Genomic DNA, 13,995 nt, shown 5'->3' on the forward strand with positions numbered 1-13,995 from the left:
GTACGCTGGCCGAAAGGCCAAGGGCGAGGTTGCCGGCCCGTCTGCTATATTGCCTCCCATCTCCGCCCCTACTCGATCATCGCGTGGACAACCTTCCCTTATGGGCGCAAATTTGCGCCATTTTTCTGCTTCTCATCCTTTCCGGCTTTTTCTCGATCTCCGAAACGTCGATGATGGCGCTCAATCGCCATCGGCTGAAATATCTGGCGAGCCAGGGATCGCTTCGCGCGCGCACGACGCAAGGCCTACTCGCGAAGACCGACCAGCTGCTTTCCGTGATCCTGATCGGCAACAACCTGATCAACACGATCATCCCGGTGCTCACCACATCGATCGCGCTGCACACGTTCGGGCATAACAATCTCGTCCTGTCGATCACGACGGGCGTCATCGCGTTTCTGATCATCGTGTTCGCGGAAATCGCGCCGAAGATCGTCGGCGCCACGTATCCGGAGAAAGTGGCGCTGCCCGCGAGCCTCGTGCTCGCGCCGCTCATGCGCATCGCGCGGCCGCTGATCTGGTTCGTCAACCTGTTCGCCAACGCGATTCTGGCCGCGCTGCACATCAACACGAAAAACAAGCGCGATCAGCGCATCTCGCCGGAGGAGTTGCGCACCATCGTGCTCGAAACCGGCAGCTTCATGCCGACCAAGCACCGCAGCATCCTGCTCAATCTGTTCGATCTGGAGAACATCACCGTCGACGACGTGATGATTCCGCGGCGCCGCATCGAAGCGCTCGACTTCGAAGCGCCCTTCGAGCAGATCCTGCATCAGCTCGAGACGTGCTATCACAACAAGCTCGTCGTCTATCAGGGCGATATCGATCGCGTGATGGGCATTCTGCACGTGCGGAAGACGCTGTCGGCGCTGCATAACCAGGAGCTCGAGCGCGAGACGCTGCGCGATCTGCTCACCGAGCCGTACTTCGTGCCGACCGGCACGCCCGTCTTCCAGCAGTTGCAGTACTTTCAGGAAAGCGGCCACCGTATTGCGATCGTCGTCGACGAGTACGGCGAGCTGCAGGGACTCGTCACGCCCGAGGACATCATCGAGGAGCTGATCGGCGAGTTCACGACGACGATCCCGCGCGGCACCGGCACGCGCAGCGGCTGGGACGAGAACGGCGAGTGCATCGTGGCGGGCAGCATGCCGCTGCGCGAACTGAACCGCTGGCTGCAACTCACGCTGCCGACGGACGGCCCGAAGACGCTCAACGGCCTGATTCTCGAAACGCTCGAAGATATTCCGGACGGCGATGTGTCCGTGCGTATCGCGGACGTGACCGTCGAAGTGATGCGCAGCGACGATCAGGCAATCCGCACCGTCAAAATCTTCCGTCCGGCGGCGCTCGCCAAACACGCATCGCGTTAGCCATTCGGACGACTGGGCGCAAGCGGCCGCGGACGGGATGATCGGATCATCTCGACTCCGACGCTCCGACGCCCATGATTTCCCCTTCCCGCGACGCTTTCGACACTTTCGCGCGCCCGGCCCGCACCGCCGAGGCCGCGCGCGATTCCTCCGCCGATCAAGAAACGCCCGCCGTCTCGCTGCTCATCGAAACCTTGCGCGAAGCCGCCGAGCGCGGCGCGTCCGACATTCACGTCGAGCCGTCCGAGCACGACTGGCGCATCCGGCTGCGCGTCGATGGCGCGCTGCATGTGCTGAAGCGCCCGCCGCCGCATCTGCGCGACGCATTCGTCACGCGCATCAAGGTGCTGGCACGCATGGATATCGCCGAGCGGCGCGTGCCGCAGGATGGCCGATTGCGTCTGAATCTGCCGGGCGGGCGGATCGGCGACTATCGTGTGAATTCGCTGCCGACGCTCTTCGGCGAAAAGCTCGTGCTGCGACGACTCGACGCACTGCCGCCCGATCTGTCGCTCGCCGCGCTCGGCCTCGATGATGCGCAGGGCCGTACGGTCGAATCGTCGATACGCGCGCCGCACGGTCTCGTGCTGGTGACCGGTCCTACCGGCAGCGGCAAAACGCTGTCGCTCTACTGCTTCCTGCAGATGCTCAACGCCGAGGCACGCAACGTGTGCTCGGTCGAAGATCCGGTCGAGATCCAGCTCGCCGGCATCAATCAGGTGAGCGTGCGCGAAAAGGCCGGGCTGACGTTCGCCGTGGCGCTGCGCGCGTTCATGCGGCAGGACCCGGACGTCATCATGGTCGGCGAGATCCGCGACGCCGAAACCGCGGATGTCGCCGTGAAGGCGGCTCAGACAGGGCATCTCGTGCTTTCGACGCTCCACACGAACGATGCGCCCGCCGCGATCGCGCGGCTCATCGATATCGGCGTGGCGCCTTATAACCTCGCGTCGGCGCTCAGGCTCGTCACCGCCCAGCGGCTCGTGCGCAAGCTGTGCGAGCGCTGTCGCGCGCGTTCGTCGCTGCCGCTCGCCGACGGATTTCATCCATTCGAGCCGCGCGGCTGTCCGGCGTGTCATGGAATGGGGTATCGGGGGCGCGTCGGTGTGCATCAGTTGATGCCGGTCTCGGATGAGATACGCGAACTGATCGTCTCCCGCTCGGCAACGCACGCGATTGCGCGCACGGCGCAGATGCAGGGCATGCCGGCATTGCGCGACGCGGCGTTCGCGCGCGTGCGGGAGGGCGTGACGAGCGTCGCCGAAGCGGCCGAAGCGACGGAGATCCAATGATGAGCACCGCCAGTGAAATGCGCTTCGCGTGGCGTGGCATGGATGCCGAAGGCAAGGAGCGGCACGGCAAGATCATCGCCAGCGATGCGCTGTCCGCACGCGCTTCGCTGCGGCGCGAAGGTGTGATCGTCGTCGGGCTCGACATGCTCGGCGCCGCGCCGCCGCCCAAAGTGAAGGCAGCAGAAATCACGGTATTCACACGACAGCTCGCCGGCCTGCTGCGCGCTGGTTTGCCGCTCGCCGGCGCGCTCGACTTGCTGGGAAGCAGCGCAACAGGCGGCGGATTGCCGCGCATCGTACGCACACTCGCCCGCGATATCACGCGCGGCGTGCGGTTTTCGACGGCGCTTGCCCAGCATGCGGCAGCATTCGGCGCGTTGTACTGTCAGTTGGTCTCGGTCGGCGAGGTGGCCGGCGCCCTGCCCGCTGTGCTCGCCCGTCTCGCCGACGATCGCGAGCGCGCGGCATCGCAACGTGCCAGACTGCGCGCCGCCCTCACCTATCCGGTCATGGTGCTGCTGTTGTCGCTCGCTATCACGGCGGGCTTGCTGATCGGCGTCGTGCCGACATTCAAGACGATCTTCGACGGCTTCGGGGCCGCATTGCCCGCGCCGACGCGCTTCGTGCTCGCGCTTTCGGATGGCGTGGCGCGCGTCGGCGTGCCGTTTGCCGTGATGTGTGCGTGCGGGGTCATCGTCGCGTCGAACTGGATGAAGCGCTCGCCGGACGCGCGCGAAGCGGCCGATCGCGCCTCGCTGCGCCTGCCCCTCGCGGGCAAACTGCTGCGCTCACTCGCCGTCGCGCGATGGAGCCGCGCGCTCGGCACGCTGCTCGCCGCCGGCACGCCGCTCTCCGATGCCTTCGCCTCGCTCACGCATGCCACCGGAAATCGCCTGTTCGATCGCGCGACCGTCGATATCGCCGCGCGCCTGCGCAACGGCGAGCGCCTCGCCGCCGCGATGCGCGCCGCCGGATGCTTTCCGCAGGACGTGGTGCAGCCGATCGCAGTCGCGGAAGAATCGGGCTCGCTCGATGCGATGCTGCTCGATCTCGCGACGCTTGCCGACCGGCAGGTCGACGAGCGCATCGGCGCTTTCGCGAGCCTGCGCGAACCGATCGTCATCGCGGTGCTGGGCGCGCTCGTGGGCGGGCTTGTCATTGCGATGTATCTTCCTATCATTCATCTCGGCAACGTGGTGTAGCATCGCGGGCCAAAGCAACCGTTCGTTCATCATGCAGCCTTCGTTCGATCCGACCGCCGCGCATTTCGCGAGCCGCTATGCAGAGGCATTCGCCGCGCTTCCCGTCGCCGTGCAGTACGGGTTCGCCGTCGTGTTCGGCCTCGTGATCGGCAGTTTTCTCAGCGTCGTCGTGCATCGTCTGCCGATCATGCTCGAACGTGCGTGGCGCGCGGAAGTCGACGCGGCCATGCCCGATAACCCGAAGCCGGCCGCCGATGCCTATCCCGAGCGCTTCAATCTCGCCGTGCCGCGCAGCGCGTGCCCGCATTGCAAACATGTGCTGCGCGCGTGGGAAAACATCCCTGTCATCAGTTACCTCGCGCTGCGCGGCCGCTGCTCGGCGTGCGGCGCGCGCGTGAGCCCGCGCTATCCGCTGATCGAGCTCGCGACCGGCGCGCTCGCGGCGCTTTCGCTCTACGCCTACGGTCCGTCGTGGGGCGCCGTGGCCGCGTTCGGCCTGTGCGCGACCTTGCTCGCGGCCGGGCTCATCGACTACGACACGCGCTATCTTCCCGATGTGCTGACGCTTCCGCTTCTATGGGCCGGACTCATCGTGAATTTCGGCGAAGGCGGATTCGCGACGCTGCACGATGCCGTGACCGGTGCGATCGCGGGCTATCTTTTCCTGTGGTGCGTGTACTGGCTCTTCAAGCTCGTGCGCGGCGTCGAAGGCATGGGATACGGCGACTTCAAGCTGCTCGCCGCGATCGGCGCGTGGCTCGGCTGGGGAGCGCTCGCGCAAGTGGTGCTGATCGCGGCCGTCGCGGGCGCGGCGTTCGGCATCGTCGCGACGTGGCGCAAGCGCATGCGTTTCGAAGAGCCCTTGCCGTTCGGGCCGTTTCTCGCGGCGGGCGGAGCGATCACGCTGTTCGTCGGCACGCCGCTCTATGCATTGTTCGGATGATCGAAGGAGCGCAACGCATGTTCAGCATAGGACTCACCGGCGGCATCGGCAGCGGCAAGAGCACGGTCGCGGACTTGTTCGCCGCGCGCGGCGTGCCGCTGATCGACACGGATCTGATCGCGCATCGAATCACGGCGCCGGGTGGCGTCGCGATGCCGCTCATCGCGAGCGAATTCGGCGACGATTTCATCGCGGCGGACGGCTCGCTCGATCGCGCGAAAATGCGCGCGCTCGTCTTCTCCGACGACACCGCGAAGACACGCCTCGAAGGCATCGTGCATCCGCTGATTCGCGCGGAAACGGAACGGCAGCGGCACGCCGCGCCGGGGGCGTATCACATCGTCGTCGTGCCGCTGCTCGTGGAGTCCGGCGAATGGGCGAACCGCGTGTCGCGCGTGCTCGTGGTGGATTGCCCCGTCGAGACGCAGATCGCGCGCGTCATGCGCCGCAACGGCTTCACGCGCGAACAGGTGCTCGCGATCATCGCGAAACAGGCGTCGCGCGAGGCACGTCTCGCGGCGGCCGACGACATCGTCGTCAACGACGAAACCGCAACGCTCGGCACGCTCGCGCAGCAAGTCGATACACTGCATGCGCGCTATCTCTCGCTTGCATCCGCGTGAAAAAAAGGGTCGCCTGAGTTAGCCAAATCCTCGAAAAGTTCCCAATTTCGCGTGTAAACACGCAGTTTGCCGCGCCAACAGGCCGCCATTTGCTAGGGTGAGGATGCGGCATTAGAATGTGCTCACTTCCGCTCATGGAAGCAACCGACCCACGCCGAGGCGAGCGCGCTTGATCCTTTACGAGTATCCCTTCAACGAGCGAATCCGGACTTTGCTGCGCCTCGAAGACCTCTTCGAGCGCTTCACGTTCTTTCTGACTCAGGAAGACGCGCGAGAACATCACGTCGCGCTCACGACACTCTTCGAGATCGCCGAAGTCGCCGGCCGCACGGATCTCAAGGCCGACCTCATGAAGGAACTGGAACGGCAGCGGCAGACGCTCGCGCCGTTTCGCGGCAATCCGGGCATCGAGCAGGAAGCGCTCGAAGCCGTGCTCGGCGAAATCGAGCAGACGCTCGCCGGGCTGACCGAAATGCACGGCAAGACCGGCCAGCATCTCGCCGACAACGAGTGGCTCGCGAGCATCCGCAGCCGCACGATCATTCCCGGCGGAACGTGCAAGTTCGATCTGCCGTCGTACTACGCGTGGCAGCAGTTGCCCGTCGAGGAACGGCGTCAGGACATCGCGAAGTGGGTCATGCCGATGCTCGCGCTGCGCGACGCCGCGACCATCGTGCTGCGGCTTGCGCGCGAATCGGGCCAGGCATCGAAAGTGATGGCCATGCAGGGCAGCTATCAGCAGATGCTGTCCGGTCGCACCTATCAGTTGATGCAGGTTCGCGTTTCACCCGACACGCGCGTGATTCCTGAAGCGAGCGCGAACAAATACATGCTGTGGGTGCGCTTCACGGTGCAGGACGGCGATCTGAAGCCACGCGCCGTCGATGTCGACGTGCCCTTTCATCTGACGCTTTGCAGCCTTTGAATCGGGTCAGCCGGCCCCATATGGAATCGATGTTGATTCAGGCCGGCGTGATCCGTCACGTTTTACCGTCATGACCACTGTCGTCAAATGCCCGACCTGCGGCAAGGAAGTCCGCTGGCTTCCGGAGAACCGCTTTCGTCCCTTCTGCTCTGAGCGCTGCAAGCAGATCGATCTCGGCGCGTGGGCAGCCGAAAAATACAAGATCTCGGGCAATTCGCAGGAAACGCCGCCGGACGACGATACGCACGGCGGCCTGAACTGAGCGTTCGCTGACCTTTACTCGCGTTCTTCCTCTTCGAGCCATTCGAGAATCGGAATGGCTGCGGGAAGAAGCGGCGCGACCTCGACGGGAAGCGTTTGCCAGGCGATCGCCTGACCTTCGCGCCCGCGCGGCGTGCCCTTCCAGTCCGTCACCTTGCAGAAAAAAAGACGCACGTACGCGTGCGGATAATCGTGCTCGAGCGTGCGCCAGAGCTGACATGCGGTGACGTCGATGCCCAGTTCTTCGTGCAATTCGCGCCCGAGCGCCGCCTCGATACTCTCGCCCGCTTCCAGCTTGCCGCCGGGAAACTCCCAGTACCCTTCGTACGGCTTCCCTTCGGGCCGCTGCGCGAGCAGATAGCGCCCGTCGTCCTGCACCATCACGCCGACGGCCACTTCGGTCACCTTGCGGCCATCGGGCGCGATGTCGGTTTGGGAACCGCTCATTGCTTGCGTCCCGACCAGTCGCGCGCAAATTGCCACGCCACGCGCCCCGAGCGCGAGCCGCGTTCGAGCGCCCAGACGAGCGCATCGCCGCGCGCGTTTTCGATTTCGGTCGCGTCGCAGCCGAAGTGCTTCAGCCAATGTCCGACGATCGACAGATAGTCGTCCTGCTTGAACGGATAGAAGCTGACCCACAGACCGAAGCGCTCGGACAGCGAAATCTTCTCCTCGACCACTTCGCCCGGATGAATCTCGCCGTCGGACGTGTGCTTGTACGTCTCGTTGTCGCTCATGTATTCAGGCAACAGGTGACGGCGGTTCGACGTCGCGTAGATCACCACGTTGTCCGATTGGGCGGCCACCGAACCGTCGAGCGCGACCTTCAGCGCCTTGTAGCCCGACTCGCCTTCCTCGAAAGAAAGATCGTCGCAGAACACGACGAAGCGCTCAGGCCGCGCCGAGATCAGATCGACGATATCGCCGAGATCGTGCAGATCGTCCTTGTCGACCTCGATGAGGCGCAGGCCGTCCTTCGCATACGCGTTCAGGCACGCCTTGATCAGCGACGACTTGCCGGTGCCGCGCGCGCCCGTCAGCAGCACGTTGTTCGCGGGCAGCCTCTTCACGAATTGCTGCGTGTTCTGCTGAATCAGGCCCTTCTGACGATCGATGTTCTGAAGGTCGTCGAGCGAAATCTGCGAGATGGCCGGCACGGGCTGCAAAAAGCCGCGCCCCTGACGCTTGCGCCAGCGAAACGCCACTGCGGATGCCCAGTCGATATCGGGCGTCGCGGGCGGCAACATGCCTTCGATGCGCGCGAGGACCGCCTCGGCGCGCGTGAGAAATTGTTCGAGCTTGTCCATGTTCGTATCGATGCGCGCCGCTTCTTCAGGAACGGTAATCTGCGTTGATGCTCACGTAGTCGTGCGAGAGGTCGCAGGTCCAGACAGTCGCCGTCGCGTTGCCGCGTCCGAGCACGACGCGAATCAGGATCTCGCTCTTCTTCATCACGCGCTGGCCATCTTCTTCCTTGTACGCGGGGTTGCGTCCGCCCGCCTTCGCGACGAGGACGTCGTCGAGATAAAGATCGATCTTGCCGACATCGAGATCCGTCACGCCCGCGTAGCCGATCGCCGCGAGAATGCGGCCGAGGTTCGGGTCCGAGGCGTAGAACGCGGTCTTCACGAGCGGCGAATGGCCGATCGCATAGGCGATCTGGCGGCATTCCGCAGCGTCCTTGCCGCCTTCGACCGTGACCGTCATGAACTTGGTCGCGCCTTCGCCGTCGCGCACGATCAGTTGCGCGAGTTCCTGCGCCACGTCCGTCACCGCGTCGCGCAATGCGGCGTACGCGGGCGAATCCGTCGACGTGATCGCGGGCAGCGACGACTTGCCCGACGCGATCAGGATGAACGAATCGTTGGTCGACGTATCGCCGTCGATCGTGATGCAGTTGAACGAGCGATCCGCGACGTGCTTCACGAGCTGGTCCAGCACCGGCTGCGCGACGGCCGCATCGAAGGCGAGGAAGCCGAGCATCGTCGCCATGTTCGGCTTGATCATGCCCGCGCCCTTGCTGATGCCGGAGAGCGTGACGACGTGACCATCGATCGTCACCTGACGCGATGCGGCCTTCGGCAGCGTGTCCGTCGTCATGATGGCTTGCGCGGCGTCGAACCAGTGCGCGTTCTCCTGATTCGCGAGCGCCGCCGGCAGACCGGCCTTTAGACGGTCGATCGGCAGCGGCTCCAGAATCACGCCGGTCGAGAACGGCAGGATCTGTTGCGCATCGAGGCCCGCGAGACGCGCGAGTTCCGCACAGGTCTCACGCGCGATCACCATCCCCGGCTCGCCCGTGCCCGCGTTTGCGTTGCCGGTGTTCACGACGAGCGCGCGAATGCCCTTGCCGCCTTTGCCCACCGCCGCGAGATGCTCGCGGCACACGATGACGGGCGCGGCGCAGAAGCGGTTCTGCGTGAACACGCCCGCGACGCTCGCGCCTTCGTCGACGCGAATGACGAGCACGTCCTTGCGATTGGGCTTGCGGATATTCGCCTCGGCCCAGCCTAGCGTGACGCCGGCGACGGGATGAAGCGCTGCGGGATCGATCGAGGGGAAATTGACGGCCATGTTCGCGTCTCGGCTGTTGGTGGCGCGGGCCGGCTCATCGAACCGGCACGCTTTGGAAGACTGACGCCGTTCGGCTGAGCGAGTTCGGCGCCGCGAATAAGGGAACCTGCAAAGACAAACGACGCATCGCTGCGTCGCTTGGGTCTGGTCAGCAGCCGATCAAGCCAGCTTGCCGTGACAGTTTTTGTACTTCTTGCCGCTGCCGCACGGGCACGGATCGTTGCGGCCGACCTTCGGCACATCGTCCGCCGGGTGCGTCGCGACGCTGATGTCGTCGCCGGCGGCCATCGCCTGGCTGACCATCTGCGCGGTGGCGCTCGCGGCGGCCGCGGCCGGCGTCGGTTCCGCAGCCGGCGCATTGAAGTCCGCGTGCGTGAACGACACGTTCTCGAGATGGCTGCCCTTCTCTTCGTACTGCTCGGCGGCCTCTTCGAGTTGCTCGGGCGATTGGATCTGCACGTTCATCACGACGCGCGTGACTTCCTGCTTCACGGCATCGAGCATCGCGGCGAAAAGCTCGAACGCTTCGCGCTTGTATTCCTGCTTCGGGTTCTTCTGCGCATAGCCGCGCAGATGGATGCCCTGACGCAGATGATCGAGCGCGGCGAGATGCTCGCGCCAACGGCTGTCGAGCGTCTGCAGCATGATCGAACGCTCGAACGCGCTGAACGATTCGCGGCCCACCATGGCGACCTTCGCTTCGTACGCTTCGTCGGCGGCGGCGAGCACGGCTTCGCAGATCTCTTCGGCGTCGATCGAATTCGACTCGTTGATCATCTCCTGAACGGCGAGATCGAGCGACCAGTCGTTGCGCAGCACTTCTTCCAGTTCCGGCGCTTCCCACTGCTCTTCGATGCTGCCCGCCGGAACGAACGTGCGCACCACGTCGCCGACCACGCTCTGGCGCATCGCGGCGATGGTTTCCTGCACGTCGTTTGCTTCGAGCAACTCGTTGCGCTGCTGGTAGATCACCTTGCGCTGATCGTTGGAGACGTCGTCGTATTCGAGCAGTTGCTTGCGGATATCGAAGTTGCGCGCTTCGACCTTGCGCTGCGCGCCTTCGATCGACCGCGTGACCATGCCCGCTTCGATCGGCTCGCCTTCCGGCATCTTCAGGCGATCCATGATCGCGCGCACGCGGTCGCCCGCGAAAATGCGCAGAAGCGGATCATCCAGCGAAAGATAGAAGCGCGACGAGCCCGGATCGCCCTGACGGCCCGCACGGCCGCGAAGCTGGTTGTCGATACGGCGCGACTCGTGACGCTCGGTGCCGATGATGTGCAGACCGCCCGCGGCCTTCACGTGATCGTGCAGCGTCTGCCATTCGTCGTGCAGCTTCTGGATGCGCGCGGCCTTCTCGCTCTCCGGAATTGACAGATCCGCCTCGATGAACGACGCCTGCTTCTCGACGTTGCCGCCGAGCACGATGTCCGTGCCGCGGCCGGCCATGTTCGTCGCGATGGTGACGACGCCCGGACGGCCCGCTTCCGCGACGATCGCCGCTTCGCGCGCGTGCTGCTTGGCGTTGAGCACTTCGTGCTTCACGCCCGCCTGGCCCAGAAGACCGGACAGCAACTCCGACGCTTCGATCGACGTGGTGCCGACGAGCGTCGGCTGCCCGCGCTCGACACAATCGCGGATGTCACGAATCACAGCGTCGTAACGTTCCTTCGATGTCTTGTAGATCTGATCCTGCTTGTCGACGCGCTTCGGCGGACGATTGGTCGGAATCACGACCGTTTCGAGGCCGTAGATTTCCTGGAATTCGTACGCTTCCGTGTCCGCGGTGCCGGTCATGCCGGACAGCTTCGCGTACATGCGGAAGTAGTTCTGCAGCGTGATGGACGCGAGCGTCTGGTTCTCGGCCTGAATCTGGACGTGTTCCTTCGCTTCGACGGCCTGATGCAGACCATCGGACCAGCGTCGGCCGGTCATCATGCGGCCCGTGAATTCGTCGACGATCACGACTTCGCCGTTCTGCACCACGTAATGCTGGTCGCGCAGGAAGAGCGTATGCGCGCGCAGTGCGGCATAGATGTGGTGCATCAACGTGATGTTCTGCGGCGCGTAAAGGCTCTCACCCTCGCCGATCAGACCCCACTCGGCGAGCAGACGCTCGGCCTTCTCGTGCCCCGATTCAGTGAGGAACACCTGACGCGCTTTTTCATCGAGCGTGTAGTCGCCCGGCTTCTCGACGCCGGTGCCATCCGCTTTCTCCTCGCCGATCTGCTGTTCGAGCAGCGGCGGCAGTGCGTTCATGCGGACGTAGAGATCCGTGTGATCTTCCGCCTGACCGGAGATGATGAGCGGCGTGCGCGCCTCGTCGATGAGGATCGAGTCCACTTCGTCGACGATCGCGAAATTGAGCGGCCGCTGCACGCGCGCGTTGGTCTCGTAGACCATGTTGTCGCGCAGATAGTCGAAGCCGAACTCGTTGTTGGTGCCGTACGTGATGTCCGCCGCGTACGCTTCCTGCTTCTGCGAGTGCTCCATCTGCGACAGATTCACGCCGCACGACAGCCCGAGGAAGTTGTAGAGGCGCGCCATCCATTCGGCGTCGCGCTGTGCGAGATAGTCGTTCACCGTCACGACATGCACGCCACGGCCCGACAGCGCGTTCAGATACGCCGCAAGAGTCGCGACGAGCGTCTTGCCCTCGCCGGTGCGCATTTCGGCGATCTTGCCGTAATGCAGGACCATGCCGCCGATGAGCTGGACGTCGAAGTGGCGCATCTTCAGGACGCGCTTGCTCGCCTCGCGACAGACCGCGAACGCCTCGGGCAGGATCACGTCGAGCGATTCGCCACCCGCGACGCGCTGACGGAACTCATCGGTCTTGGCGCGCAGCTGGTCGTCCGAATATTTCTCGACGGTCGGCTCGAGGGCATTGATCGCCGCAACGGTCTTTTGATACTGCTTGACCAGCCGCTGATTGCGGCTGCCAAAAATCTTCTGAAGGAAACCGGTCGTCATCGGATCAGTGTCTGCGTCGCGGCTTCGGACGGAAACAGCAGCAAGCTGCGTCCGGGCTCGGAGAACCTCGGCGACTTAAGTCCATAAGGTGAAATTCGAATCGGGAATTTTAGCACGCGAGTTTGTCAGACTTTGCGTGGGCGTGCCCGCGCGGGCGTCGGCGCGGCGCGACAGTCAAGGTGATGAAAGCTTGGTCGCCGGCAGCGTCGAGAGAAGGCGCGCGCATCGTGCAATGACTTGCCTCGCGTACAATCGAGCCGTTCCATCGGGCGTTTGCCTAATCAAAAATGAGCCGCTTTTCTACAAATTCAAGATCGCGATTCGATCCGCGCCGGCCGCAAGCCGTCGCCGACGTGCTCGACCGCACCGATGCATTTCGCGCGCTTCGCGCGGGCGTCGAGCAGGTGGCGTCGTTGCAGCGCGATCTGAGCGCGCTTTTGCCGGATTATCTGGCGTCGAACGTGGAGCCGGGATTCATCAAGGACGGCGTGCTCGCGCTCTTCGCCGCTCATAATGCGCTCGCGGCGCGCTTGCGGCATCTGGAACCGCGTCTGCTCTCCGATCTTCAGCAGCGCGGCTGGGCGGTCAACGCGCTCAAAATCCGCGTACGCCCCCAGTCGATGAAAGAGCCCGCGCCGCCGAAACAAGCGCGCATGTCGCCGGTGGGCGCGTCGGCGCTGCGCGAGCTGGCCGAGACGCTCGAGCCTTCGCCGCTGCAGGAAGCGCTCGCGCGCATGGCGTCGCGCCATCAGGGACGCGCGCAAAAAAAATGAGCGGCGCTTTCGCTGCCGCTCATCTCACTTGTCACTGCCCGCTCGATATCAGGCAAAAGCCGTCTGCGTATCGAATCCGAAACCGCGCGGCGCCTTCTGCGTATCCTCGAACGTGACCATTTCATAAGCGTCTTCGTTCGCGAGCAATTCACGCAGCAGCATATTGTTCATCGCGTGGCCGCCTTTGTACGCCTTGTACGATGCCAGCAACGGATGGCCGACCACGTACAGGTCGCCGATCGCGTCGAGCATTTTGTGCTTCACGAATTCGTCGTCGTAACGCAGGCCGTCGTTGTTCAGGATGCGGTATTCGTCCAGCACGATGGCATTGTCCATGCTGCCGCCGCGCGCCAGACCCAACTCGCGCATCATTTCGACTTCGTGCGCGAAGCCGAAGGTGCGGGCACGGGCGATTTCACGCACATACGACGTGGTCGCGAAATCCACTTCCAACGCCTGGCCGGTTTTATCGACGGCCGGATGACGGAAATCGATGGTAAAGCTCAGCTTAAAACCGAAATAGGGTTCGAGACGCGCGAATTTGTCGCCGTCGCGCACTTCCACCGGTTTCGTCACCTTGATGAATTTCTTCGCCGCGTTCTGTTCCTCGATACCCGCCGACTGGATCAGAAACACGAAAGAAGCAGCGCTGCCGTCCATGATCGGGATTTCCTCAGCGGTTACATCGACATACAGATTGTCGATACCGAGGCCCGCGCACGCCGACATCAAGTGCTCGATGGTGGACACGCGTGCGCCGTCCTTCTGCAACACGGACGCGAGACGGGTGTCGCCGATCGCCATCGCCGACGCGGGAATATCGACCGGCTCGGGCAGGTCGATCCGCGAAAATACGACGCCCGTGCCAATGGGCGCGGGGCGCAGGGTCAATTCGACCTTTCGGCCAGAATGGAGCCCGATTCCCACAGTTTTGACGACGGTCTTGATTGTTCGCTGCTTCAACATGATGTTCTTTTCCGATTTATATTCCCTATTAAGAGAATTAATCGCACATTAAATACCAATAGCTCTAATTATACTCCATCCACCGCGCGA

Annotated in this window: 13 protein-coding genes; 8 read left to right on the plus strand and 5 right to left on the minus strand. The window is 63.8% G+C overall.

The genetic code is table 11. From position 1 onward, the window contains the following. Window positions 1–83: 83 nt before the first annotated feature. From AWB78_RS31160 to yacG, 7 genes are all read left to right on the plus strand, one after another. Entirely contained in the window at window positions 84–1,373 is a 1,290-nt protein-coding gene (locus tag AWB78_RS31160; protein WP_062610478.1) for an HlyC/CorC family transporter, read from the plus strand. A 74-nt stretch (window positions 1,374–1,447) separates the two neighbouring features. Then, window positions 1,448–2,665 (plus strand): GspE/PulE family protein, encoded by a 1,218-nt coding sequence (locus AWB78_RS31165; protein ID WP_062610479.1) that lies wholly within the window; start codon window positions 1,448–1,450, stop codon window positions 2,663–2,665. After that, the gene (locus AWB78_RS31170) at window positions 2,662–3,867 is read left to right on the plus strand and encodes a type II secretion system F family protein (RefSeq protein WP_096031876.1); all 1,206 of its coding nucleotides are present in this window, start codon (window positions 2,662–2,664) and stop codon (window positions 3,865–3,867) included. Before AWB78_RS31165 ends, AWB78_RS31170 begins: the two co-directional genes overlap by 4 nt. 31 nt (window positions 3,868–3,898) lie before the next feature. Beyond that, window positions 3,899–4,810, plus strand: coding sequence for a prepilin peptidase (locus AWB78_RS31175; protein ID WP_062610480.1), 912 nt, complete (start codon window positions 3,899–3,901; stop codon window positions 4,808–4,810). A 17-nt stretch (window positions 4,811–4,827) separates the two neighbouring features. Continuing rightward, entirely contained in the window at window positions 4,828–5,433 is a 606-nt protein-coding gene (coaE, locus tag AWB78_RS31180; protein WP_062610511.1) for a dephospho-CoA kinase, read from the plus strand. A gap of 169 nt (window positions 5,434–5,602) precedes the next feature. Continuing rightward, window positions 5,603–6,358: a cell division protein ZapD gene (gene zapD / locus AWB78_RS31185; RefSeq protein ID WP_061122466.1), complete on the plus strand. Its 756-nt coding sequence runs from the start codon at window positions 5,603–5,605 to the stop codon at window positions 6,356–6,358. Between the two features lie 70 nt (window positions 6,359–6,428). Further along, window positions 6,429–6,620: a DNA gyrase inhibitor YacG gene (gene yacG, locus AWB78_RS31190; RefSeq protein ID WP_062610481.1), complete on the plus strand. Its 192-nt coding sequence runs from the start codon at window positions 6,429–6,431 to the stop codon at window positions 6,618–6,620. Between the two features lie 14 nt (window positions 6,621–6,634). Here the strand turns inward: yacG and AWB78_RS31195 are convergent, their stop codons facing one another. From AWB78_RS31195 to secA, 4 genes are all read right to left on the minus strand, one after another. Continuing rightward, on the minus strand, window positions 6,635–7,066 hold the full coding sequence (locus tag AWB78_RS31195) for an NUDIX domain-containing protein (RefSeq protein WP_062610482.1): 432 nt from the start codon (window positions 7,064–7,066) through the stop codon (window positions 6,635–6,637). Then, window positions 7,063–7,926, minus strand: a complete 864-nt coding sequence (locus AWB78_RS31200; RefSeq protein ID WP_062610483.1) for an ATP-binding protein — start codon at window positions 7,924–7,926, stop codon at window positions 7,063–7,065. The genes AWB78_RS31195 and AWB78_RS31200 overlap by 4 nt, the downstream gene beginning before the upstream one ends. Before the next feature lie 25 nt (window positions 7,927–7,951). Beyond that, window positions 7,952–9,193 carry a bifunctional glutamate N-acetyltransferase/amino-acid acetyltransferase ArgJ gene (argJ, locus tag AWB78_RS31205; protein WP_062610484.1) on the minus strand — a complete coding sequence of 414 codons (1,242 nt, stop codon included), beginning with the start codon at window positions 9,191–9,193 and terminating at the stop codon, window positions 7,952–7,954. A 159-nt stretch (window positions 9,194–9,352) separates the two neighbouring features. Then, window positions 9,353–12,166: a preprotein translocase subunit SecA gene (gene secA, locus AWB78_RS31210; RefSeq protein ID WP_062610485.1), complete on the minus strand. Its 2,814-nt coding sequence runs from the start codon at window positions 12,164–12,166 to the stop codon at window positions 9,353–9,355. Between the two features lie 287 nt (window positions 12,167–12,453). Here secA and AWB78_RS31215 point away from each other — a divergent pair, with 287 nt between their 5' ends. Beyond that, window positions 12,454–12,939, plus strand: coding sequence for a DciA family protein (locus tag AWB78_RS31215; RefSeq protein ID WP_062610486.1), 486 nt, complete (start codon window positions 12,454–12,456; stop codon window positions 12,937–12,939). Window positions 12,940–12,987: 48 nt separating this feature from the next. On the opposite strand, the gene lpxC is transcribed toward AWB78_RS31215, so the two are convergent. Further along, window positions 12,988–13,905 carry a UDP-3-O-acyl-N-acetylglucosamine deacetylase gene (lpxC, locus tag AWB78_RS31220; RefSeq protein ID WP_062610487.1) on the minus strand — a complete coding sequence of 306 codons (918 nt, stop codon included), beginning with the start codon at window positions 13,903–13,905 and terminating at the stop codon, window positions 12,988–12,990. Window positions 13,906–13,995: the final 90 nt, after the last annotated feature.

Origin of the sequence: Caballeronia calidae, assembly GCF_900044055.2 — a bacterium.
GTDB lineage: Bacteria > Pseudomonadota > Gammaproteobacteria > Burkholderiales > Burkholderiaceae > Caballeronia > Caballeronia calidae.